At 47.2% G+C, this 24,125-nt stretch carries 22 protein-coding genes; 12 read left to right on the forward strand and 10 right to left on the reverse strand.

The window, feature by feature from the left end; genetic code table 11:
• The first annotated feature begins 16 nt into the window (after positions 1-16).
• The 10 genes from PGQ95_RS03520 to PGQ95_RS03565 all read left to right on the forward strand — a co-directional run bounded on the left by PGQ95_RS03520 (position 17) and on the right by PGQ95_RS03565 (position 11,550).
• Positions 17-2,575 (forward strand): beta-ketoacyl synthase N-terminal-like domain-containing protein, encoded by a 2,559-nt coding sequence (locus tag PGQ95_RS03520; protein WP_430916982.1) that lies wholly within the window; start codon positions 17-19, stop codon positions 2,573-2,575.
• Positions 2,576-2,579: 4 nt separating this feature from the next.
• Positions 2,580-3,800, forward strand: coding sequence for a beta-ketoacyl synthase (locus PGQ95_RS03525; protein WP_348854121.1), 1,221 nt, complete (start codon positions 2,580-2,582; stop codon positions 3,798-3,800).
• 1 nt (position 3,801) lies between these two features.
• On the forward strand, positions 3,802-4,764 hold the full coding sequence (locus PGQ95_RS03530; protein ID WP_348854122.1) for an ATP-binding protein: 963 nt from the start codon (positions 3,802-3,804) through the stop codon (positions 4,762-4,764).
• 11 nt (positions 4,765-4,775) lie between these two features.
• The gene (locus PGQ95_RS03535) at positions 4,776-5,492 is read left to right on the forward strand and encodes an ABC transporter ATP-binding protein (protein ID WP_087860385.1); all 717 of its coding nucleotides are present in this window, start codon (positions 4,776-4,778) and stop codon (positions 5,490-5,492) included.
• Complete coding sequence (locus tag PGQ95_RS03540; protein ID WP_228302394.1) at positions 5,467-6,117, forward strand: hypothetical protein; 651 nt, start codon at positions 5,467-5,469, stop codon at positions 6,115-6,117. The genes PGQ95_RS03535 and PGQ95_RS03540 overlap by 26 nt, the downstream gene beginning before the upstream one ends.
• Positions 6,118-7,428 carry an ABC transporter permease gene (locus PGQ95_RS03545; RefSeq protein WP_348854123.1) on the forward strand — a complete coding sequence of 437 codons (1,311 nt, stop codon included), beginning with the start codon at positions 6,118-6,120 and terminating at the stop codon, positions 7,426-7,428.
• A gap of 8 nt (positions 7,429-7,436) precedes the next feature.
• On the forward strand, positions 7,437-8,225 hold the full coding sequence (locus PGQ95_RS03550; protein ID WP_271032001.1) for an outer membrane lipoprotein-sorting protein: 789 nt from the start codon (positions 7,437-7,439) through the stop codon (positions 8,223-8,225).
• The gene (locus tag PGQ95_RS03555; protein ID WP_395226814.1) at positions 8,222-9,610 is read left to right on the forward strand and encodes a hypothetical protein; all 1,389 of its coding nucleotides are present in this window, start codon (positions 8,222-8,224) and stop codon (positions 9,608-9,610) included. The genes PGQ95_RS03550 and PGQ95_RS03555 overlap by 4 nt, the downstream gene beginning before the upstream one ends.
• A 13-nt stretch (positions 9,611-9,623) precedes the next feature.
• On the forward strand, positions 9,624-10,553 hold the full coding sequence (locus tag PGQ95_RS03560; protein ID WP_271032002.1) for an ACP S-malonyltransferase: 930 nt from the start codon (positions 9,624-9,626) through the stop codon (positions 10,551-10,553).
• Positions 10,554-10,683: 130 nt separating this feature from the next.
• Complete coding sequence (locus PGQ95_RS03565) at positions 10,684-11,550, forward strand: hypothetical protein (protein ID WP_271032053.1); 867 nt, start codon at positions 10,684-10,686, stop codon at positions 11,548-11,550.
• A 45-nt stretch (positions 11,551-11,595) separates the two neighbouring features.
• On the opposite strand, the gene PGQ95_RS03570 is transcribed toward PGQ95_RS03565, so the two are convergent.
• The 10 genes from PGQ95_RS03570 to PGQ95_RS03615 all read right to left on the reverse strand — a co-directional run bounded on the left by PGQ95_RS03570 (position 11,596) and on the right by PGQ95_RS03615 (position 21,710).
• Entirely contained in the window at positions 11,596-11,922 is a 327-nt protein-coding gene (locus PGQ95_RS03570) for a hypothetical protein (protein ID WP_087860380.1), read from the reverse strand.
• Between the two features lie 263 nt (positions 11,923-12,185).
• Positions 12,186-13,553 carry an MFS transporter gene (locus PGQ95_RS03575; RefSeq protein ID WP_271032003.1) on the reverse strand — a complete coding sequence of 456 codons (1,368 nt, stop codon included), beginning with the start codon at positions 13,551-13,553 and terminating at the stop codon, positions 12,186-12,188.
• 201 nt (positions 13,554-13,754) lie between these two features.
• Positions 13,755-14,087 carry a hypothetical protein gene (locus tag PGQ95_RS03580; RefSeq protein ID WP_047739997.1) on the reverse strand — a complete coding sequence of 111 codons (333 nt, stop codon included), beginning with the start codon at positions 14,085-14,087 and terminating at the stop codon, positions 13,755-13,757.
• 260 nt (positions 14,088-14,347) lie between these two features.
• On the reverse strand, positions 14,348-15,235 hold the full coding sequence (cyoE, locus tag PGQ95_RS03585; protein WP_015367961.1) for a heme o synthase: 888 nt from the start codon (positions 15,233-15,235) through the stop codon (positions 14,348-14,350).
• Between the two features lie 11 nt (positions 15,236-15,246).
• Positions 15,247-15,576 (reverse strand): cytochrome o ubiquinol oxidase subunit IV, encoded by a 330-nt coding sequence (locus PGQ95_RS03590; RefSeq protein WP_015704585.1) that lies wholly within the window; start codon positions 15,574-15,576, stop codon positions 15,247-15,249.
• Positions 15,576-16,187 carry a cytochrome o ubiquinol oxidase subunit III gene (locus tag PGQ95_RS03595; protein ID WP_087860378.1) on the reverse strand — a complete coding sequence of 204 codons (612 nt, stop codon included), beginning with the start codon at positions 16,185-16,187 and terminating at the stop codon, positions 15,576-15,578. The genes PGQ95_RS03590 and PGQ95_RS03595 overlap by 1 nt, the downstream gene beginning before the upstream one ends.
• Positions 16,177-18,168, reverse strand: coding sequence for a cytochrome o ubiquinol oxidase subunit I (gene cyoB / locus PGQ95_RS03600; RefSeq protein ID WP_015704587.1), 1,992 nt, complete (start codon positions 18,166-18,168; stop codon positions 16,177-16,179). The genes PGQ95_RS03595 and cyoB overlap by 11 nt, the downstream gene beginning before the upstream one ends.
• A gap of 19 nt (positions 18,169-18,187) precedes the next feature.
• Positions 18,188-19,132, reverse strand: coding sequence for a cytochrome o ubiquinol oxidase subunit II (gene cyoA, locus PGQ95_RS03605; RefSeq protein ID WP_015704588.1), 945 nt, complete (start codon positions 19,130-19,132; stop codon positions 18,188-18,190).
• 480 nt (positions 19,133-19,612) lie between these two features.
• Complete coding sequence (ampG, locus tag PGQ95_RS03610) at positions 19,613-21,088, reverse strand: muropeptide MFS transporter AmpG (RefSeq protein ID WP_087860377.1); 1,476 nt, start codon at positions 21,086-21,088, stop codon at positions 19,613-19,615.
• Between the two features lie 43 nt (positions 21,089-21,131).
• Positions 21,132-21,710, reverse strand: coding sequence for a lipoprotein (locus tag PGQ95_RS03615; protein WP_032705501.1), 579 nt, complete (start codon positions 21,708-21,710; stop codon positions 21,132-21,134).
• Between the two features lie 370 nt (positions 21,711-22,080).
• Here PGQ95_RS03615 and bolA point away from each other — a divergent pair, with 370 nt between their 5' ends.
• Positions 22,081-22,398 carry a transcriptional regulator BolA gene (gene bolA / locus PGQ95_RS03620; protein WP_015367954.1) on the forward strand — a complete coding sequence of 106 codons (318 nt, stop codon included), beginning with the start codon at positions 22,081-22,083 and terminating at the stop codon, positions 22,396-22,398.
• 345 nt (positions 22,399-22,743) lie between these two features.
• A complete protein-coding gene (gene tig / locus PGQ95_RS03625; RefSeq protein WP_015367952.1) occupies positions 22,744-24,042 on the forward strand; it encodes a trigger factor in 1,299 nt (432 codons plus the stop codon).
• Positions 24,043-24,125: the final 83 nt, after the last annotated feature.

Consider the following 24,125-nt stretch of genomic DNA (forward strand, 5'->3'; position numbering starts at 1 on the left):
GATAGAAAATAAAATTATGGAAACGAGCAGAAAAAGAGTGGTTATTACCGGCATGGGGATTTTGTCGTCTCTGGCTGACAATATAACAGACTTCAGGCAAGCACTGCTGGAGAAAAAAAATGGCATCGCTGATAGTGCGCGTTTCTCTAAATGGTTTGCGAACGCTCGTGCGGCTGAAATGCTGCATCAAATTCATTGCCCCGAATTATCAAAAGAGGTTATCTCATCGCTAGATAATGCTGCGCTTTGGGCCTACAAAGTTGGCAAGGAAGCGCTCGAGCAGGCAGGACTGGCGACCAATCGACCGTGCCTGGAACAGATGGGGCTGATTGTTGGCGTTTCTTCGGCGGGTACTGAAGCTTTCCTTCCGCTATTTGAGCAGCGTATTCAGGACTTTTCGTTACGTAAGGCTCTTTTTTCAGGCAGCTTTTCATCGTGTTGTTCCAGCGCCTCTACCTTATTGGGTTTGAAGGGGGGAGTGGAACTCGTCGCAACAGCTTGTACGGCGAGCCCGAACGCCGTCGGCATGGCTTTTGATTACATTCAAAATGGCAAAAGCAAGGCTATGCTGGCTATTGGAACGGAACCCATTTATTTACCAACCTTTGCTGGTTTTTATGCTCTGAATGTTATGCACCCGCAATCGTGTTCGCCATTTTCGGGACATTCAGGGATGTCTATTGGCGAAGGAGCAGGGGCAATAGTACTGGAAGAGTATGAGCATGCCGTCGCACGCGGCGCGACGATTCTCGGAGAAATTCTCTCTTACGCCACCTCGTGTGATGCATATCATGAAACGGGACCCGATCCGCGCGCCAGCGGCGCAGTGAAGGTTATGCAAAAAGCTATGGCGAATGCAGGTCTCAAACCGGAGCAAATTGATTACGTTAATGCGCATGGTACGGGGACGCAAGCTAATGACCAAATAGAAACTCTGGCGATGAAGAAAGTTTTCTCTGGCGCCGAACATATATTGATCAGCTCAACTAAATCCTATTTTGGTCACAATATTGGCGCCGCCGGTATTGTCGAGCTCATTGCATGCTTAGTCACCCTTCCGCAGAAGCATGTTCTGCCAACGTTGAATTTTTCGCAGCCGCGCCCTAACTGCGATCTGGACTACGTTGCGAATGAATTTCGACACAAAGATATCAACATCTTTATGAAGAATAACTACGCATTCGGCGGTAATAATTGCTGCATGATTGTCAGTACGAAACCATGTTCAGTTCCTCTTACCACCTATGATGCTAAACGTGTTGCCATAACTGGGATAGGTGCCGTATCGGCTATTGGACATACTCTTAATGAAATTCTTCGCTATATCCATGAAGGCGACAAAACGGTGGAGTTGAGCGGCGTAGTCTTTCCTGATGACACTCTCGATGAGGCTAAAGTGCTGTTGGACGTTGTAGCAAAAACCCATCAATTTGCGGAAATATTTGGCGCAGAATATCAAGACGCGGCCTATCAACAACCGGAGTCAGAAAAGCACTTTAAAACTTATCAGGTGAAAGACCTCGAACCACGTAAACATCTACGCCGCTATGACCCGCGCAAAGCAACACGCGGCGGTACGTTTGCGCTGATGGCACTTTCAGAAGCGCTGAATTTGGCGAAACGTAAGATTAAACGCGATGGCGATGATCTGGGAATGGTTCTGGGGATGGCCCGTGGACCGCAAGAAACTACCTATAAGTACTTACAAAGTTTAAAACCTGACCCGCGCAAAGTACGCACATCAGAGTTCCCTGGTTCACTGATGAACTCGATGACGACGTTTTGTGGGATTTCAGAAGGTATAAAAGGATATACGACAACGTTAGCGACCGGTGAAAATGCGGCACTTGGCGCATTGACCTATGGCTACGAAATTGTTCGTCAGCAACTACAGCCGCAGGTCATTGTTGGTGGGGCTGATGAACACTTTCCGTCGATGTCTCTGTATATGGATGCGGTGACCAATAAGATTCATATGACGTCGAATGCCGCTGACTATCAGATATATGCCAAAGAAGCGCATGGATATGTTCCGGGTGAGGGTGCTTGTATGCTGTTATTGGAAGACGCGCTTGCCGCTGCTTCCCGTGGCGCTGAAGTACTGGGGGAAATTGCGGGTTACGGTAAGTCATGCAGTAATACCTACTTTGATGCAACGCAAATTGAAGAAAAATCTATCGCGATGTCTCTGGCGATCGCGCGCGCGCTTGCAGACGCGGGTATTACCGCAAAGGAAATTGATCTAGTCTGTGGAACCAGTAATGGTAGCGAAGTGAGCTCAATAATAGAAATTAATGCGATTTATAATTCTTTCCATTGCCATAATCCACATGTGCCAGTAGTGAATTATAACGCATTCTTTGGCTTTGTTGCTTCATCTGCAGGGCTTTTAAATCTTGCGGTGATTCTTGATTGTATTCAAAGACAATCCGTTCCTGCTATTCCTTATACACAAACCTTTGCCGATAAAAGAATTAATTTTGTCAATGAAACGCGAGAAATAACTATCAAATATGTTCTTTTGATTGGCGCTACCGAAGGTGGGAATTATTACGCTATCGTCATTAAAGGATAATAAGGTGAGTGGGAGAGCTATTATTTCTGGCTTCAGTGTATGCTTGCCTTATGCTGAGAATAGTTCGCTGTTAATTCGAAATCTGCAGCAAGGCAAACGGGTGCATTTGTCGCCATGGTTTATATCAGATAACCAAGCTAGAGAATGTGGATTTGCGGGGAATATATTCATTGCGAAACTACAACGAGAAAACGATAGCGCTTTTGAACTGGTATACAAACTTATCGATGACGCCTTGCTTCAGGCTGGTCTTAGTAATGAAAGTCTGAAAGGTAATAGGGTTAGAGTATACATTACCGGAATAGGTCCTCGTGTTGATGTCATGGATTACAGGAACTTCTATAATTACAATGACATGGAAGATGTTTCGGTAACATCCTCCATTAAAAACCTTTCTGTGAAAAATATGTCGCAGGATAATGTTTCCTATACGATTGGACAGAGGTATGAACTGCACTATTTGCCACCAAATATGAATTGTACAAGTAACTCGTCACTGACGGCGATTCATTTGGTTACCAGGGCAATAGAGAGTGGGGGAATCGATCTAGGGCTTATCATTAATATCTCAAAAATCAAATATCAGGATCTCGGATTTCTGGCAAGTCAGGGGATGTTAGATAGTGAAATTGTCCAACCCTTCGGCGTAAACAGCAATGGTGTGCATTTTGCTGAAGGCTATAGCGTTATGTTACTGGAAAGTCATCAGCACCGAATGGCGCGCGGAAAAAGTCCGGGCGTGTGTATTACTTCGGCATATAAGCAAATCAATGCTGGTCGCAGTAATGACTCTTCCTGGCAAAGTACCAGTATTTTCAAGTTGATTAATTCACTATTAAATGATGTCGGGGTGAGAAAAGAAGACCTTTGTGGGTTTATCCCCCATGGTAATGGAACCTCATCCAGTGATAAAGTTGAAGCAAAAGCGATCGCTATGTTTGCTGGTGAAACCCCGCTTCCCATATTGGCCTATAAGGGGCAGATTGGTTATACCGCAACCGGGTCTGGACTAATAGACTTGATTATTGGCTATCATTTACTCATCACGAGTGAGTTAATTTTTCCTGTTATTAATGATGAAATCATAGATGACGTCGCTCACCATATCTCTGTAGATGGCGGGGTGAGAAAACATGAGAAAAAACATCTTCTGAAGACCGGGCTAGGCGTCGATGGCTCAGTTGTCGCTTTATTAATGACTAACTTGAATAAGCACTGTGGCTAATATGAATAGTAAAATGTATTTGTCTTCATATTCATTTGTTGAACCTGAAGAACCGTTTTATTTATATTACCCAAACTGGTTAAATGTTTGGGAATCACATTCATTCAATACAGCGTTGAAGGCCACGGGAGCAAATGGTTGGCGATTTAAACGCTTTGGCACACGAGCCGAAATATATAATCGTGAAATCACAAGGCGGCCAGATCATATACCTTATATTAATGCTATGGAAAGGGTGTCGGATGATGCATTACATAGTTTGTCAGCAAAAGAGCGAATGTTGCTTTTGAAATCACGCACCGCCTTTATCTATATTGATTCATGGGGCGAATCAGGCGTGTTTGAATACAATATAAGTAGCCTTAATTTATCAACTATTGATACTTTACCTAAGAATATAATTAAGAAGTTCTCTATTAATAATGTGACTTGTAAAATACGAGGTGAAAACTATTCTCTATTCCAGGCAATGGCATTAGCTCAAGATTATCTTGCTTGGGATGTATTTGATTTTGTAGTGATCTGCGGAGGTTACCGTGCGGTGCCCTTGTTGGCGTTTACGGCAGAAAGCCTTCGCCATTGTGAAACAAAAAAACCGCATAAGTATGTTCCAGGTGTAAATTTTTCTATTGAAAGAGTGGGGTGCTTTATATTTAGTAGAAGGGAAAGTCATTTGCGAGTGAATTGTGGCCCATATATACCTAATGGGCCAGGTAGCTTGTTTGTATCGCAATCAGAAAACAATAATGATATTGACTTTATTGCCTATGCCGGTGGTATCAATAAATCAAAGCCACCCTCTAACAACGGAATCGATCTCATTACTCGTTATGGTTGTAGTGGCTGCATGACCCCCGCCTTGAGTTGGCAATACATTACACAACATGCTTTGCATAATGGTTGTCTTCGAACCGTTATCCCCGGGGTCGCCGCTGGCTATGCTTACTTTGACACCTGGTACTAATAGAAGGCTATATGCGCAGTAATATAACAGAACTACCCGATATATCTCTGTACGGCATACATAAATATTATGGATCTCAGGATAATATGACTCCTGCACTGAATGATATCAATCTTGATGTTGTAAAAGGTGAGTTCCTGGCATTATGTGGCCCTTCAGGTAGCGGTAAAAGTACCCTGCTTAATATACTTTCAGGTATTGATAAACCTACGACGGGCCATGTTTTTTTTCTTGGGAAAAATCTAAATGCGTTGTCTGAAAAGAATTTGGCGTCCCTACGCAGTCGTCATTTAGGGTTTATTTTTCAGTTTTTCAATTTAATTCCGGTGCTGAGCGTATTTGATAATGTTTTTTATCCTCTAATGCTAAATGGACATTTCAGTGCAAAAGAGGCGAGAGCGCGGAGTTTACATTTTCTCGATAGTGTTGATTTAGCCCATTTAGTGGAGAGAAAACCAGGCCAATTATCAGGTGGCCAACAGCAACGTGTCGCGATTGCAAGAGCGTTAGCACATAGCCCTGAAATCATTGTTGCGGATGAACCTACCGGAAATTTGGATCTGGCTACTGGCGATGCGATTCTCGACCTCCTGTTAGATATTAATCGGCGAACGGAAACGACGTTTATTATCTCCACACATTCGACTCAGCTACAAGAACGAGCGCGTCGGAGAGTGGAAATTAAAGATGGAGCAATAATATATGATTCAGCGAAGCAATCTTTGTAGAGTTTTGCTTCTGTGTTTAACCGCGGTTACATTTTCAGCATTCGCTGAATCGGTAGCTACACCTGTGGCCAATCGTGTGTTACAGGATGGGTTTCCACATGAGCCAGCGTCATTAGCATCGATCACTACACATTTGTTTAAAGAATATGAACGCACTAATAACGTTGGTGTGCTGATTTTTTATTCATGGGGGATGCTACGGCAAGCCGCTCATTATCAGAATGTTAATGATTTGATTCACGCTTCTGAATATGCAAAGACGGGATTTTTCTATCTGGATGAGTCGGTCGATACCCATGAAGATAATTTGCTGATCAGATATTTACGTGCGCGTGTTGATGCGTGGCTTCCGGCTAATTTGGGGCGCTGCGTGATTACGATTGAAGATACCGACTCGCTGATGAGGAATAAAGATAAATTCAGCGCCGAGATTGTTAGAAAGATAAACGAGATGCGTTTACGAGCGCTCCACCAGTGCCATAACAAACAACAAGAAGAACAACTCCTTCAGCAGCTGAGAAGCGTGGGCCAAAACCTTAAAATCGATTATGAAAATAACAATCCACCCCCTTGGGAAATGGCTGAAGTTTTGCAGGTTATTGTTCCGGTTATTAAAGGTGATTAAATGTCAAGGGATGTGATATTCATTAATGGTATTGTAGTGTTGCTATTGCTTTTTGTGATTTATAATATCATTTTCAACTATGGTGATGCTAAATTTTCATTCTTGAATTTACTACGACATCAGCGTAGAACACTGTCTACGGTTTTTGCAATTATTTTAGGCGGTGGTGCGATATTTTTATATGGCGGTTTTATCAAATACTCTTTTTGGATACTCAAAGAGCAGACGATACGAACGAATATTGGCCATGTGCAAATTTATAATAAATCCTACTTTGAAACAGCCAATAAGAATAAGAGCCTTATTGCTGACTACGGTGCACTAAAACATAAGATATTGCAAAACACCTATTTTTCTAATGCTATTTCGACAATTTCCGGTCAGCTTGAGTTTAGCGGGATTATCTCTCACTACGAAAGCGAAACATCAAATTATTTTTCAGCACAAGGCGTTGAGCCATTACCAGGCCTAAAGTTAGGAGCATTTGATAAGATAGTTTATGGAAGCGATCTGTCTCGCGTAAAACATAATGAAATTACGATAGGAAGCGGTCTGGCGAGAACTCTTGATAGCCATTATGGTGACTGGCTTGATATCCTGGCGGTTAATGTGTCAGGAGGACAGGGCGCGATTTCAGTAAAGCTTCGTGGTATTTTTGAGTCGGGGATTAAGGATTATGATGATGTTGTACTAAAGATACCTCTTGATACTGCGCAGCGAATCATGGGAACCAATGGCGTGAGTAAAATAGTTATTTTATTAAAACATGATGATGTCGCGCCATTTATTGTTCAAATGCGAGAGTTTATCGCTCAACAGGATTTACCTCTCATTGTTAAGGACTGGAAGGAAAGTTCTATTTTTTACCAGCAAGTTGAAGGCATGCTATCTGGTATCTATTTTTTTATCAAAGTTATCGTGGCACTTATCGTGGTATTCATGATCGGTAATTCAATGACCATGAATATCGTTGAACGGACTAAAGAGATCACCACACTACGAGCCATCGGCTTACAGTCCAGCCGTGTGACGCTTTTATTTTGGTTGGAAGGTGTATATATAGGTATTTTAGGTGCATTAGGTAGTCTTGCTTTTGGCTATGCCATTGCATCAATTATTAATATTTCCGGTATTGCGATGCCGCCTTCACCTGGCCAGTCTGTTGGATATACTGCATTTATTATAACCAATGATGCAGAGTTAATTTGGTTTACCTTAACGTTGCCAATTTTAACATCAGCCGTGGCTTCCATTATTCCTGCATATCGTGCATCGCGGCTTAATATTACTGATGCATTTAAATCTTCATAGAGGCTAGTATGAAAATTGGTGTGTGGTATTTATGCTCTTTGGCAGTATTACTGTATTCATCTGCGGCGCAAGCGACGAAAGTTGACCTGCAGGCTTTGGAAATAATTCGCAAGGCTGATGAGGTTCGTTCTCCAAATGAACCTTTCCGCTATGAAGTAACCGTGTTGGAGTTCAAAGAGGGAATGCAGGAACCCGAAAATAAGCAATCTCTCGATATTTCGATGCGTTTTATTAAGCCCGAAAGCGGTAAGAAAGCTGACGCTCGTTCACTTATACGCTTTATCTATCCTCAGCGAGATAAAGGTAAAGTTATGTTATCTGATTGGTATGATTTATGGTTTTATACACCGGAACTTCGCAGGCCAGTTCCCATTTCGCGTTCACAACGATTAATAGGCCAGATCTCTAATGGCGATGTTATCGTAACGAACTTCGAATATGCCTATGATTCTACGCTCGAGGGCGAGGAACCTTGTGGTGATAAAGTCTGCTATCGCTTATCTCTTACCCGTAAATCGGAGGCCATTACTTATCCAAAAGTGATTTACCTGGTAGAAAAAAATGCAGAGTACCGACCATTTAAGGCATCGTATTACTCACTTGATAATCAATTACTCAAAAGTGTTTTGTATAAAAACTATCAAATGGTATTAGGAAAGAACCGGCCAACAGAAATTATTGTGCAGAATGCTCGCAACGAAAAGGGATATTCTGTCATGAAGTATAGCAACGTTCGTCTCGAATCCTTACCGGAATTTCACTTCACGAAGGAGTATATTCAGAGGGAAGCAAAGTGAAATTGCTTCTGGCTGCATTACTATTAATTCTAACGTTCATACCATTGTTGGTAATGGCTGACTGTCTTTCCGCGGATGAGATACAGCGTAATGGCCAGTTGGTTTTGACGGAGCAAATATCCTTTACGCATAGAAATGAGTCTTTATGGCGTATCAGTGGATCTAATCCTTATACGACTGATAATGCCTACAATAATATTTCAATCAATGCTTCTAGCACTTGTGACATTATTGATGATGTGTTGGCACTGGATCTTTCATTGTATGGCTTAGGGTATCAACCAATGAAAGGTGTCGGGCTATTCGAAGAAGACGATAGTCGCTCTAAAAGCTTAATCGATAGGTTAAAACTGAACGCAACGTTATCCGAAAGCGTCAGTCTTGAAGGCGGAAGGCTTAGACCGGATCCCGGCGCTTTTCATTTGAGGTCGCCTGCCGCATTGCTGACAACTTATTATGCCGGATTTAAACCTACCAGAATTTACGACCCGGCGTTTAATTCCTCCTATCATGAGCCGTTTTGGGGAGGGCGAGTTTCAGCAGAGTTTCGTGATTATGCATTCTCGCTTACCATCATGCCCAAATTAGTGAGTATTGATAAATATTATGAGTCATCCAGTAACTGGACGGCCAATCAACGGGGCAACAGTAGTGAGTATTATTTATTAACTTACACCGATTATCGTCTTGTTAATCATCGACTGGCAGCAGATATGATGCTTGGCGATTCTCCTTCATTGGCTCTGGCAGATAGCTACAATCTAACTCCGCAGTTTGTTGTCAACGTCGAGGCGGCTTTACACAAAACGCAACAATGGCGTCATTTTTCCCGTGAAAAACGAGATGAGATATTATCTGGGAAATATCCTTCATCGCTTTATACACAGAATGATAAAACAAACTATGAATTAGCCGTTGGCGGCCAGTATACCACTGACCTTTTTAGCGTATTGGGTATCGAATACTATTATCAGAGTGAAGGGTACTCGAAATCGGCATGGCGGGAGCAAACTGATTTTATTAGGCTGTTAAGTAAGAAAACCGGTATTACCGGATTAGATAAAGTATTTGATGATTATAAGTATCTAATGGGGTCAGAAATAAGTAATACAGGAAACAAAGGAATGTTACAAGGGCGACATTATATTAATTCATGGTTAAGTTTACAGAATGAAGATCATTCAACCCTTCAACCCTATCTGGTGATGAACGTAGTCGATGGTAGTTCCTTAATTGGAACCCATTACATTAAGCCGCTAAAAGGGTTGGGTGAAAGGGTAGAAATTTATACGGGGTTTTATAGCGCATTAGGTCGTCGTGATTCAGAGTTCGCCCTTTTTGGCGAGACCCTCGGAGTCTATGTCGGATTTAAATACTATTTATAAGGACATATTGTCTATGACAACGTTATCAAAACAACCGACGGTACTTCTTTTCGCCGGTCAGGGAAACCCTACGGTAGGAATGGGGGCAGATTTATGGGATCTAAACGCAACCACCAGGCGAATCTGGGACTGCGCCAGCGATGTAACAGGGCTGGATCTTCGGCGGTTATGTCAGAAAGGGCCGATGAATCGTCTGGTGAAAACGACGACGCAACAGGCAGCGGTGACGGCTATCAATGTCACGCTCTATAGTCTGTATGCTGAGCAATTCTCTGACGCTAACATTATTGGCTCGTGTGGGCATAGCGTGGGTGAATATAGCGCGCTTTATGCAGCCGGCGCTTTAACGCTGGAGAATGTGTTCAAGTTAATCCTGGCGCGCTCAACTATCATGGATAATTTAAGCAAAATTCGTAAAGGTACAATGCTGGCCGTGAGAGGCGCCGATTTTAAAACGGTAAGCCAGTTAATTAACGACTCCGGGAGCCCGGTTGTCGTGAGTTGTGATAACAGCCTCTATCAGCAGGTGGTTGGCGGTACGCTGCCAGATTTAAGTGAATTCACCGGGGTACTGATGGGAGCAGGCCTGGAAACGGTAAAGTTGAGCGTAAGCGGAGCCTGGCATACGCCTCTGATGGCTGAGGGAGTTCAACCCATGCGGGATGCGCTGAAGATGGTGGAAATTGTACGGCCAAATTATCCTGTACTGATGAATGTCACCGGACGGGAAGAATCTAACCCGCAGCAAATTAGAGAGAACCTTTCTTTGCATTTGACCCACCGGGTACAGTGGACTGCCTCTATGACTGCCTTTCTACAACATATCCCCCTCGTCAGGTTCGTTGAAATCAGTAATAAAGCTTATCTTGGACAATTGCTAAATGACTTCGACGACTTCTCTGCAGAGAATTATATTCATTGTCGAAAAATGTTGTTGGCGTAACGAGGCTATCATGATACCGGATTATCTAACTTTTATTCGACGTCAGGATCGGTCGCTTCTGCCCTATTTGTACTTTATTTGTACACTGCTGATTGCATTCTACGTTAAAAACAGAGGGTATCTGTTGACCGTGGAAGATGCATTTCCCGTAAGCGCCATTTTTTCGTTAACTATGTTTAGCTTTGTTTATGAGCTTAAAGGTTATTGGTCATACAAATATGCGATAAAAAATATTAACTTTTCATGGTTTCAAGGGAAAAAGTATTCGCAATTTGAGGTAATACTATGGCATCCGCTCGTTGCTACAGCTTGCTGTTTACTGGGGTGCTACCTGGTTGTTAGAGGATTTCTACTCTTTTTTTCAAGCATTGCCGCGATGGCCTGTATTGTCATCTTTGTGCCGATAATGGTCTATATGATGTGCTGGTTCGCCAGGAATTGTTACGTCAAGCAGTTACAGCAGGCAACTGTGCATACGCTTAAATACCGTAATCTCCACCACTATGCTTGTTTGAACGTTACCGTCACGTTTCTAACCAGTTTTTGGGTTGTCAGTCCGTTGGTAGCGGATGAGGATTTTTCCTTATCAAATGGTTTTTTTTCAGCAAAGTTGATAGTCGCTATGTTGATTCTGTGTTCAGCGATACTGGTGGTCAATTTAATTTTTGCTCATCCCTCCAGACGCTATACTTTTTTAGGACGGCTTTTTCAGAAAGAGTTTGATGTGAATCTGGCGAAAACTATTCCACTTACCCTGATTTATAGGAAACCGCTGTGGTTACGGTTAGTTATTCTCTTTATTCTTCAACTGTTATGGATCCTCACTTTAAGCCTGTTACTGAAATTATTAGGGTGGGAAATGTATTTTTATGCATATTTCATATTATGTATGATACCTGCGATAGGATATTTTTATTTACATGTTTACTGGCGATGGCATGATGATTACATGACGGCATGTGATATGTATCTCAGATGTGGTGAAAATAATAATTAACATCAAAAAATATGGCCAGTCAGAAACTGACTGGCCATATGCTATTTAGCTCTGCAGGGCATCGACAACACCACCCCAGTCAGTAGCAGCATTATAAACAAAGTTTGACCAAACCCCTGATTCAGCATACAGCAGGGAGTTGATATGGTCGGTTATAATGCTTCCCAGGCTAGATGGCGAACCGCCAAGAATATTGGAAACCAAATCAATAGTGGTTTCCAGTGCGGAGGAGGCCAGAATCATACCAGCATTAATACCTGCTGCTACCAGGCCCAGCGCTGATTGAATGGTGAAATCAACCAAAGCGCAAGGCAGGTCGATAATGCCTGCACCAGAGACATATTCCATTTCGTTTGCGGTTAATTCTTTCATTTTTAATTCCATCCTAGATTAATGAATTGTTAATGATGTGCCTATGCACACCGGGCAATATACTAATCAGAGGGTTTTTTATATAATAGTGAATATTTAAATGATCTATTAGTTTTAATGTGAATTAAACTTCACAAAACAGAATTAGAAAAGTGCGGGGGCTTATTACGTCAATTCATGTTTGATAACAGAAGATACCCGAAGGTATCTTCTGTGTGGCCGCGCGTTCAACTTATTGTTTAGAGCGTAGAAATGGGGGACGATTACGAAGTTGCGATAATAGCCTGTTCAACCTCAAAGCGGTTGGTTACTTTGCTGTCAATTTTTATGTAGGCTGAACGTTCTTCAGCGACAATCATGACCTGCTCAACGCCAGGTTTCGACAACAGACGGCGCTGTAGTTCATCATTAATGATGACATCGTCCGGGATCTCAACTCGGAGACTGCTCACGTAAGGTGGTTCGCTCATGGTACTGGCAACCAGCAGCCATAACATTGCGAGTAGGGCCCCAAGCAGGAACACCGTTTGTGAATCAAAGAAACCATCGACCCAGCCGCCGAGGGCGCCACCGATGGCCACGCCGATAAACTGGCTGGTAGAGTAAATACCCATTGCCGTGCCTTTATACCCTGCTGGCGATTCCTTGCTAATTAATGAAGGCAATAATGCTTCCAGGAGGTTAAAGGCGAGAAAGAACAGCTGCACCCCTGCGACTAACTCCCAGAAATAGCCACCTGCGCCCCAGAGTACGATTTCAGCGATGAGGAGTAGGGCGACGCAGAACAGGAACACTCGTTTCATCTTGCGCTTCACTTCCGCATAGATGATGAATGGCACCACGGCGACAAAGGAAATGACCATGGTCACCAGGTAAATTTTCCAGTGCTCGGCGGCCGGGAAACCAGCGGCCTCCAGTTGTCCTGGCAGCGCAACAAAAGTCGACATTAGCATGATGTGCAGACACATAATGCCGAAGTTCAGCTTGAGGAGTTTAGGTTCAGCAAGCACTTTGCTAAAGCAGCCCTTTACCATGCCAGATTCACGGTTCAGTACATGATTGTGGCTATTTGGTACTACCCATAGAGTCAGCAAAATACCGAGGCTGGCCAGAATAGCGATCATCCAGAATAGCGCATGCAATCCTAACTGGTGAGTGACAATAGGGCCGAGCACCATGGCGATAGCAAAGGTCACGCCAAAACTGACGCCAATGAAGGCCATGGCTTTGGTACGGTTCTGTTCGCGGGTTAAATCAGAAAGTAGTGCCATGACGGCGGCGGCGATAGCGCCAGAGCCCTGCAGCGCGCGGCCAAGAATAATGCCCCAGATGGAATTGGTCAGCGCGGCGATGACGCTGCCGATAACAAATATCAGCAAACCGCCAATAATTAACGGCTTACGGCCAATGCGGTCAGACAGGAGGCCGAACGGGATCTGGAAGACGGCCTGGGCGAGCCCGTAAATACCAATAGCCAAACCAATCAGCGCTTCGCTAGCCCCCTGCAGCGCCATGCCATATGTGGTCAAAACGGGCAGGACCATAAACATGCCTAGCATGCGCAGTGAAAACACGGTCCCTAAACCCCAGGTTGCGCGCAGTTCTCCTGGCGTCATTTTGTTATCGTTCATTACCACCTCAATATAAAAACTGTGACTAGTGTAGTGGGGGGATAAGGACGCGTAAATAAATGTTTGTTTAGCAGATATTACGACTGTGTTGCGTAATAGAAGAAGGGATGAGAACCCGAGGCTAAAATGGTGAAGCGCTAAATAAAAGCGTTAAAACAACAGAAAGGGCAGAAATGAAACCTGCCCTTATCATTATACCGATTAGGACGCAGCCTGATCCAGGAAGCTGTTCCAGTCGGTTGCGGCGTTATTCACGAAAGTATTCCAGCTGTTTCCAGCAGTGGAAACGAAGTTTGCCCAGTTTTCCTGACCGGTGCTGACTACGCTTTCCCAGTTTGCTTGTCCAAGGAGGAATTTACCAAATTCAATTGCGCTATCGCCAACGAAAGAGGCGAAAGCCAGACCGGAGGTCAGCGCAAATGAGGTAAATCCTGCTGCAGAATTAGCGACAAAGCTGGCGAAGCCGGTTGCAGCGCTCACCAGGTTGAAACCACCTGAGACAGATTCCATTTCGTTGAATGTTAATTCTTTCATTGTTATTCCTTGCTATTAAAAATCCATATTTTTTGTAGACGTTTGCCTACCGTGCAAGGCTAGCACCATCTCCGCTAATGGCGCGAGATGGGCGGCGGTTAGCGATGCTCAATTTTTTCCTCAATTTTTAGCTGCGTGATGAGTGAAGAAAATGAAGTAGAAAAGTGAGGGGAGGGCGGTATTAATGAAGTAATCCGATGTTGGCGCATAAAAAAGCCCCCGACTAGCGGAGGCTCTTTTCATTTCACATTAGCGTAATCTTATCTGACGTAAGCCAGCAGATTATGTGAATCCGGCACCATGAAATCGACAGACATCATGACTGACAGCGCGGTGATGGCGACGATGGAAAAGACGAACAGCTTACGTGCCCAGACTTTATCATCCGCCACTTTATACCCGCGCAGCGCCATGCCAAGCCACCAGACGCTTACGGCGGCAGCGACGACCAGATATTTGTATCCGGCATAACCACCAAGGGAAAGCATCAGCGTTGCCACGGCAAAGGCCACGATGTACAGCGTGATATGGTTTTTCGCGACGGAGATACCTTTCACTACCGGCAGAACCGGAATATTCGCCGCCTGATAATCCTTGAAACGGAAGATCGCGATGGCGTAAGAGTGAGGCATCTGCCACAGGCTAAAGATCGCCAGCAGAATCGCCGCGCCGCTGTCAAAATCACCGGTTACCGCGCAGTAGCCAATCACCGGCGGCGCAGCGCCGGAGAGTGAGCCAATCAGCGTGCCGTAGACGGAGTGGCGTTTCATGTACAGGCTGTAGATGCCGACATAAACCACAAACCCCATCACGCCAAGCCAGCAGGCCAGCGGGTTGGCGCCGAACCACAACAGCATGAAGCCAGCAATACCCAGCAAGGTGGCGTATACCAGCGATGATTCTGGCGAGATCAGCCCTTTGACCAGCACCCGGTTTTTCGTCCGTTCCATCTTACGATCGATATCACGGTCGATGTAGTTGTTGAAAACACAACCCGAGGCGACCACCAGGGATACTCCGAGGAGCGTCCAGACGAACAGCGGATAGTCGATGTGGCCTTTGGAGGCCAGCAGGAAACCGCCGATCACGGAGATCAGGTTGCCAAAAATGATGCCTGGTTTCGTTACTTGCAGGTATTGCTTAAACATACTCGCCGCTCTTAGTGCATCATCATGTTGTAGTTGAGGTTCCACATAATCCAGATGGAGCCGACAACTACGATAGCAATGATGATTACGGTGAAGATAAACGCGGTCAGGTTCCAACCTTCGTCTGATTTACTGTTCATGTGCAGGAAGTACACCAGGTGTACCAGAATCTGCACCACAGCCGTGACCAGGATGGTTCCCAGAATCGCTGCATGCGAGGCAGAGCCACTCATAACCATTGCAAACGGGATAGCCGTCAGAATGATCGACAGGATGAACCCTGTCATGTAGCTCTTCACGCTGCCGTGAGAAGCGCCGCTATGATCGGTAGAATGACTCATTACATCGCCCCCATCAGATAAACAACAGAGAACACGCAGATCCACACCACGTCCAGGAAGTGCCAGAACAGGCTCAGGCACATAATACGGGTACGGTTAGTGTTGGTCAGGCCGCGACGCGATACCTGAACCATCAGCACCGCCATCCACAGCAGACCGGAGGTGACGTGCAGACCGTGGGTACCAACCAGCGCGAAGAACGCTGACAGGAAGCCGCTACGATCCGGACCCATACCTTCAACAATCAGGTGATGGAATTCATAGATTTCCATACCAACGAACCCTGCACCGAAGAGGAAGGTCAGGGCGAGCCAGGAAACGACCTGGCTCTTGTTGTTTTTGTACATGGCGATAGCCGCCATGCCATAGGTGATGGAGCTGAATAACAGCAGTGCGGTTTCAACCAGAACGAACGGCAGTTCAAAGATATCTTTACCCGCCGGGCCGCCAGCCGTGCCGTTCACCAGAACGGCATAGGTTGCGAACAGCGTAGCGAAGATAATGCAGTCGCTCATCAGGTAGATCCAGAAACCGAAGACTTTCATCGGTCCTGTATCATGGTGCCCGTGTTCATGCGCGTGGGCATTGTGCGCAAGAGTATCAGTTGCCATTTTTCAGCCCTGCTTTGTTAATCTCATCGAAATGCTGATTTTCCAGTTTTTCGACTTCCGCAACCGGTACGTAGTAATCCACGTCCTCGTCAAAGCTCTTGATAATCCAGGTCACTACGATGCCGGCGAAACCAACAATCGCCATCCACCAGATATGCCAGATCATCGCGAAGCCAAACACCGTTGCGAATGCAGCAATGATGATGCCCGCGCCGCTGTTTTTCGGCATATGAATTTCTTCATAATGCGCAGGTTGCTTGTACGCTTCGCCTTTTTCTTTCATTTCCCAGAACGCGTCACGTTCGTGAACGTTAGGAACGACTGCGAAGTTATAGAACGGCGGTGGAGAAGAGGTTGCCCACTCCAGAGTACGGCCGCCCCATGGGTCGCCGGTCAGGTCACGGTTCTGATCGCGATCGCGGATAGAAACGTAGAACTGAATCAGCTGGCACAGGATACCGCAAGCGATCAGCGCCGCGCCGCATGCTGCAACTACCAGCATGGAGTGGAACTGCGGATCGATGTCCTGGCTCAGGCGACGGGTCATCCCCATGAAGCCCAGCACGTACAGCGGCATAAATGCCACGAAGAAGCCGATGATCCAGAACCAGAATGCGCGTTTACCCCAGGTTTCGTTCAGGGTGAAACCAAAGGCTTTCGGCCACCAGTAGGTCAGACCTGCGAAGCAACCGAATACCACGCCGCCGATGATGACGTTATGGAAGTGCGCAATCAGGAACAGACTGTTGTGCAGTACGAAGTCTGCGCCCGGTACCGCCAGCAGAACGCCGGTCATCCCACCAACGGAGAAGGTAACGATGAAGCCGATAGTCCACATCATCGCCGAGTTGAAGACGATGCGGCCCTGGTACATGGTGAACAGCCAGTTGAAGATCTTAACCCCGGTCGGGATTGCGATAATCATGGTGGTAATACCGAAGAAGGCGTTTACGTTCGCGCCGGCACCCATGGTGAAGAAGTGGTGCAGCCAAACGATGAACGACAGAACGGTAATACAGACGGTTGCCCACACCAGCGAGGTGTAACCAAACAGACGTTTACGCGAGAAGGTCGCTGCGACTTCGGAGAAGACCCCGAATACCGGCAGAACCAGAATGTACACTTCCGGGTGACCCCAGGCCCAAATCAGGTTGATGTACATCATCATGTTGCCACCCATATCGTTGGTAAAGAAATGGGTGCCCAGGTAGCGGTCCAGGGTCAGCAGCGCGACGGTGACGGTCAGAATTGGGAAGGAGGCGATAATCAGGATGTTGGCGCACAGAGATGCCCAGGAGAATACCGGCATCTTGAACATGGTCATGCCAGGGGCACGCATCTTGATAATGGTCACAAAGAAGTTGATACCGGTCAGGGTAGTACCGATACCGGAGAGCTGCAGCGCCCAAATCCAGTAATCGACCCCTACGCCAGGACTGTACTCAATTCCCGAAAGCGGCGGATACGCCAGCCAACCGGTCTGTGCGAACTCACCGACGCCCAGAGACAGGTTAACCAGAATCACGCCCACAACCGTGAACCAGAAGCTCAGGTTGTTGAGGAACGGGAACGCAACGTCACGCGCGCCGAGCTGAAGCGGAACCACCAGGTTCATCAGGCCGATAACGAATGGCATTGCCACGAAGAAGATCATGATAACGCCGTGGGCGGTAAAGATCTGATCGTAGTGATGAGGCGGCAGGAATCCTGCTTCCCCGGCTGAAGCCAGCACCTGCTGGCTACGCATCATAACGGCGTCGGCAAAGCCACGCAGCAACATGACGATAGCCACGATAACGTACATGATACCGAGACGTTTGTGGTCGACGGACGTCAGCCACTCGTTCCATAGGTAGGACCACTTACCGAAGTAAGTGATCGCTGCCAGTATCGCCAGTCCCCCGACGATGATTGCAGCAACCGTTACCACGATAATAGGTTCGTGGTAGGGCACTGCATCCAGTGTAAGTTTTCCGAACATCGTTTTCTTCCTCGGCCCCTTAGTGAGCGGTTTCCGCGTGGCTCATGTCCATACCTTCCATCCCTTCGTGCGCAGCGTGCTCGCCTTCAGGTTTAGACATGTTCATGCTCTCGTGAGACATGAATTTGTTAACAACGTCTTTGAACAAATCCGGTTTCACGTTAGAGAAGTATTCCACTTTGTTGTTTTCGCTAGGCACAGCCACTTTGTCGAATGCAGCCATGGAGTCCATGGAGTTCGGGGACTGTTTCGCTTTTGCTACCCACTGATCGAAGGTTGCACGATCCGGGGTGGCGATAGCCTTGAACTTCATACCAGAGAAGCCAGGGCCACTATAGCTTGCGGAGATACCGTCATAAGTGCCTGCTTCATCAGCGATGAGGTGCAGCTGAGTCTGCATCCCGGCCATCGCATAAATCTGGCTACCTAAGCGCGGAATAAAGAACGAGTTCATCACGGAGTTGGAAGTGACTTTAAAGTGTACCGGTACGTTCGCCGGGAAGGCGATTTCGTTGACGGTAGCGATACCCTGTTCCGGGTAAATAAAGAACCATTTCCAGTCCATCGATACAACTTCGATGGTGATTGCTTTCTCGTCGTGGACAAGCGGTTTGCTTGGCTCCAGAGCGTGAGTGGTTTTCCAGGTCAGAACGGCCAGGAACAAGATGATCAGAATAGGAACCGTCCAGACCACAGCTTCAACTTTGTTGGAGTGTGACCAGTTCGGGCTATACTTCGCATCTTTATTGCTCGCGCGATACTTCCAGGCAAATCCTACTGCCATTAAGACGGCGGGAATAACGACAATCATCATCAGGCCGAATGCCGTCAGAATCAAAGAGCGTTGCTCCAGTCCAATCTGTCCTTTTGGGTCAAGGAGCGCAGAATCACAACCACTGAGTAATACAGTACCTGCGATTAATGACATCCATCCCAAACTTTTATTGTATTTCCTGAGTCTCATTGAACGACCTCAATTCCACGGGATCTGGTGGCGTTTAAAGTGTATGGGCATTTTACGGTAAGGTTGCATTACTGTAAACACGATTGGATCTGTGTCAGTTCTGTGTTAGCGGGTTCTGCTTGGATTGTCACATATGTTACGGAATGTGACGTAATTGCTTGCAAAGCCTGATTTACGCTGGATCTATAACGAAAGGGATAAGAAAGGGAATGCTTATGGAGTTACGAGTATAAACATCGTAAAAATAACACAAATAATTAACAATTAATTATCAAATAAAAGACATAAAGAAAACGTTAAAATAAAGTAACGCTGCTGAATCGGTTAAATTAATTAAAGAATCGCGTAAAAATTGTCAATAATTTCCAGAAATCTAAAACGCACAAAACAACAAATCAGCTCCCAGGGAAAATAAAATCGCTAATAAGCCGTTATAATTACCTCGGGTAATTAAAACGGCTATTAACGGTTTGGCGAAAATTAAATCAGCTGCGTTTTGCGTAGCGCCATATAGTCCAGAACAGCGCCGAGCAAAATACCACCGATAGCGGTCAGTGCGGCGACTTCCAGTAGGCCTGGCAGGAAGGAGAAAGAGGTGTAATCCAGCGCGTTCATCGCCAACAGCAGCAGCCATATCGCCAGCATCAAACAACCTACCGCCAGGATAACCAGCGCCAGGGCGTAAGTCTGAGGGTATTGCGTGCGCGGCAAGAAGCTTTCCGTTCGTTGAGTATATTCCAGCGTACGCCGACACAGAAGCAGGAGCAAAATCCCCGGCACGGCGGCAACGACGGAGAAAAGATAAAACGTCGGCCAGCCGTTCGCTTCGACAAACCAGCCGGCAATCGGCCCAACGTAAACGCGACCTACCGCCGACAGCGCCGACAGCAGCGCAAACTGAGTGGCGGAAAACGACTTGTTACACAGCGTCATTAACAGCGCAACAAACGCCGCGGTGCCCATCCCGCCGCACAGGTTCTCAAAAAATACCGCCGCCGCCATCGAATAAAGGTGTTTATCGGTGACCGAGAGGATCCAGTATCCGGCGTTGGAGGCCCCCTGCAGCAAGCCAAAGATCAGCAGGGCGCGGAACAGCGTCAGGCGCTGCATCAGCACGCCGCCGTAGAGTGCGCCGACAATGGTGGCGAACAGGCCCAACGTTTTATTCACCATTCCGACTTCGCCGGCATCAAAACCGACGCCGCGAATAAGGAAAGTGGTGGTCAGGCTCATGGCGAAGGCATCGCCGAGCTTATAAAGGACAATTAACAGCAGAATAAGCCAGGCGTTGTTGCGACCGAAGAAATCGCGCAACGGCGCGGCGACGGCCTGCTCAAGCGATTTAGGCACCGGAATGACGTCGCTGGGCTCCGGCGCCAGCAGCGTGGCGATAATACAAGGAATAAGCAGCGCGGCCATCAGCCAGTACATACCTTGCCAGCCCAGCCAACGGTCGGCCAACCAGAGCGCTAACCCTCCGGAAACCAGCATTCCCAAACGATAACCGAGCACGCTTATCGCCGCACCGGCGCCGCGCTCTTCCGCCGGGAGGACGTCCGTTTTCCAGGCATCAAAGACGATATCCTGCGACGCGGAGCAAAAGGCGATAACTACAGCCAGCGCCGCCATCCAGCGCAACTGCGTTGAAGGTTCAAGAAAGCCCATCGCGGCGATGGCGACGAGTAGCGCAAGCTGAGTCGTCAGCAGCCAGCCGCGGCGGCGGCCTAAAAAAGGCGGCGTGTAGCGGTCCATTAATGGCGACCACAAAAATTTAAACACGTAGGCCTGACCGACGAGAGAGAAGAAGCCGATAGTTTTTAAATCGATATTTTCAACGGTCATCCACGCTTGCAGCGTGCCGGAAGTCAGTGCGAGAGGTAAACCAGAGGCAAAGCCGAGGATCAGCAAAATAGCTGATTTGGGCTGCTGAAAAATACGCAAGTAGTGATTGGACATGGCATATAGAGCAGGCCCGGAGTGAACCGGGCCTGCTATTTTATTAACGAGCGTTTTGTTTGATAAAGTCGTGAATGCTGGTGTCCTGCGCCATGTCGGCGATGGTATCGGTCAGCACGCTATTAACCGCGTTAGCAATGTTCTCGTTGGAAGCCTGGAAAGCGCCCTCAACGGAGTAGCTGGCGCGGTAGTTCTTAGTCATCTTGTTGCCGTTAGCGGCGGTGGCGACGATGGCGATATCCGCTTTGGTGGCGATGTTGTAACGCACGTTGCCCTGTGAGACGTCAGCATACAGTTTGTTAACAATGATCTGCAGGTCGACGGCGCCGTTCGGGCCAATCATGTAGCCGCGCGACGTCATTTGCTTCTCAAGCACTTCCTGCAGCAGGAAGCGCAGGTCGCGAGAGGCGGTCAGGGTCACCAACTGGTTGTTGCGGGTGACTTTCGCCAGCGCCTGATCGGTACGCTGGTCCGCGCCGTTAATGCTGACGGTAACGCCCATCAGGCTCGGATCCTGCTGCGGCAGGGTGATTTTCGGTGATACTTCAATGGTCGTCGGTGGAGTGGCGCATCCTGCCAGTACAAACATCGCGACCAACGGGAATAGAATTTTCTTCAGCATGTTCAGGGTCTCAACGCACGGTGTTGTTATACCCGTCATAATTCAGGTTTCAGGCGCTACGGGGTTATCGTGGGCGCTTTTTTCTGCAACTCGAAGTAGTTAGGGTGTTTAAGGAAAATTCCCGCCATCATAACATCGCCAACGGTGAGGGGAAGTGGCTACGAGTGGAAAATCATCGTGTTGTGCGTTTTATGACCTCGTCCCATTTCCGGTGGCGATTTGGCCTGGAGATATCAGTAAACCTGATACTTTTGCGTGAAAATATCAGAGGAATGCTAATTTTTTGTTGTTTTCTGCCAATGGAAGCGGTAAAAGCGGCTAACATTTAAAGGGAAAGGCGGCATCTCAGCGTTGTCGGAGGAGAAAATTCATGATGATACGTGAGCAGATCGAAGCAAAACTTAGAGCAGCGTTCGACCCGATGTATCTGGAAGTCGTGGATGAAAGCTATCGGCACAACGTCCCTGCGGGCTCTGAAAGTCATTTTAAAGTGGTGTTGGTGAGCGACCGCTTCACCGGCGAACGTTTCCTTAATCGTCATCGTATGATTTACGGTACGTTGACCGAGGAGCTGTCAAGCACCGTGCACGCGCTGGCGCTGCATACCTATACGATTAAAGAGTGGGAAGGGCTACAGGATACCGTCTTTGCCTCTCCGCCCTGCCGCGGAGCGGGGAGCATCGCGTAAAAATCACATTTGCAACCGCTGGCGCTTTTCCAGTATGTTGCGTGAAGATTTAGCAAAAACGGCCTGCGGGCCGTTTTCTTTTGCCTGGAAAATGCGCAAAGTTCGCGCTTTTGCAGACAAATTTGAGCGGGAAATGTGAAAAACCCCGCAGCAGTGGGTGACAACCGTTCTCGACTCACAAAAGTGATGCCGCTATAATGCCGCGTCTTATATATGAATGTCTTCGGGATGATTCTGACGACAGGGAATGTGTTTCTGATTTGAAGAGGGCATCCCGGTTCTGCGAAGCCACCTACACGCGCTTCCAGAGTTGACCGAGCACTGTGATTTTTTTGAGGTAACAAGATGCAAGTTTCAGTTGAAACCACTCAGGGCCTTGGGCGCCGTGTAACGATTACTATCGCCGCTGACAGCATCGAGAATGCTGTCAAAAGCGAGCTGGTCAACGTAGCGAAAAAAGTTCGCATTGACGGCTTCCGTAAAGGCAAAGTGCCGATGAATGTTGTTGCTCAGCGTTATGGCGCTTCCGTTCGCCAGGACGTGCTGGGCGACCTGATGAGCCGTCATTTCGTTGACGCGATCATCAAAGAGAAAATTAATCCGGCCGGCGCGCCGAACTACGTTCCGGGCGAATACAAGCTGGGCGAAGACTTCACCTACGCGGTAGAGTTCGAAGTGTATCCGGAAGTTGAGCTGAAAGGTCTGGACGCAATCGAAGTTGAAAAACCGGTTGTTGAAGTCACCGACGCTGACGTTGACGGCATGCTGGACACCCTGCGCAAGCAGCAGGCGAACTGGAAAGAAAAAGAAGGCGCCGTTGACGCTGAAGATCGCGTTACCATCGACTTCACCGGTTCCGTAGACGGCGAAGAGTTCGAAGGCGGTAAAGCGTCTGACTTCGTACTGGCGATGGGCCAGGGTCGTATGATCCCGGGCTTCGAAGACGGTATCAAAGGCCACAAAGCTGGCGAAGAGTTCACCATCGACGTGACCTTCCCGGAAGAGTACCACGCTGAAAACCTGAAAGGTAAAGCCGCTAAGTTCGTTATCAACCTGAAAAAAGTTGAAGAACGCGAACTGCCGGAACTGACTGCTGAATTCATCAAACGTTTCGGCGTTGAAGATGGTTCCGTAGAAGGTCTGCGCGCTGAAGTGCGTAAAAACATGGAACGCGAGCTGAAAGGCGCCGTGCGTAACCGCGTTAAATCTCAGGCTATCGAAGGCCTGGTGAAAGCGAACGACATCGACGTTCCGGCTGCTCTGATCGACAGCGAAATCGACGTACTGCGTCGTCAGGCTGCTCAGCGTTTCGGCGGTAATGAGAAACAGGCTCTGGAACTGCCTCGCGAACTGTTCGAAGAGCAGGCTAAACGTCGCGTAGTTGTTGGCCTGCTGCTGGGCGAAGTGATTCGCACCAACGAGCTGAAAGCTGACGAAGAGCGTGTGAAAGGCCTGATCGAAGAGATGGCTTCCGCGTACGAAGATCCGTCAGAAGTGGTTGAGTTCTACAGCAAAAACAAAGAGCTGATGGACAACATGCGCAACGTGGCGTTGGAAGAGCAGGCTGTTGAAGCCGTGCTGGCGAAAGCTAAAGTGTCTGAAAAAGCCACTTCCTTCAACGAACTGATGAACCAGCAGGCGTAATTTCGCCCGGCTGTTTAAAGTTCGCGCAAAAACCCGTTGCCGAAAGGCTGCGGGTTTTTTTATTGCAATGATAGGCTTAGGAT

This window comes from Klebsiella sp. 141240 (assembly GCF_050600805.1).
GTDB lineage: Bacteria > Pseudomonadota > Gammaproteobacteria > Enterobacterales > Enterobacteriaceae > Klebsiella > Klebsiella aerogenes.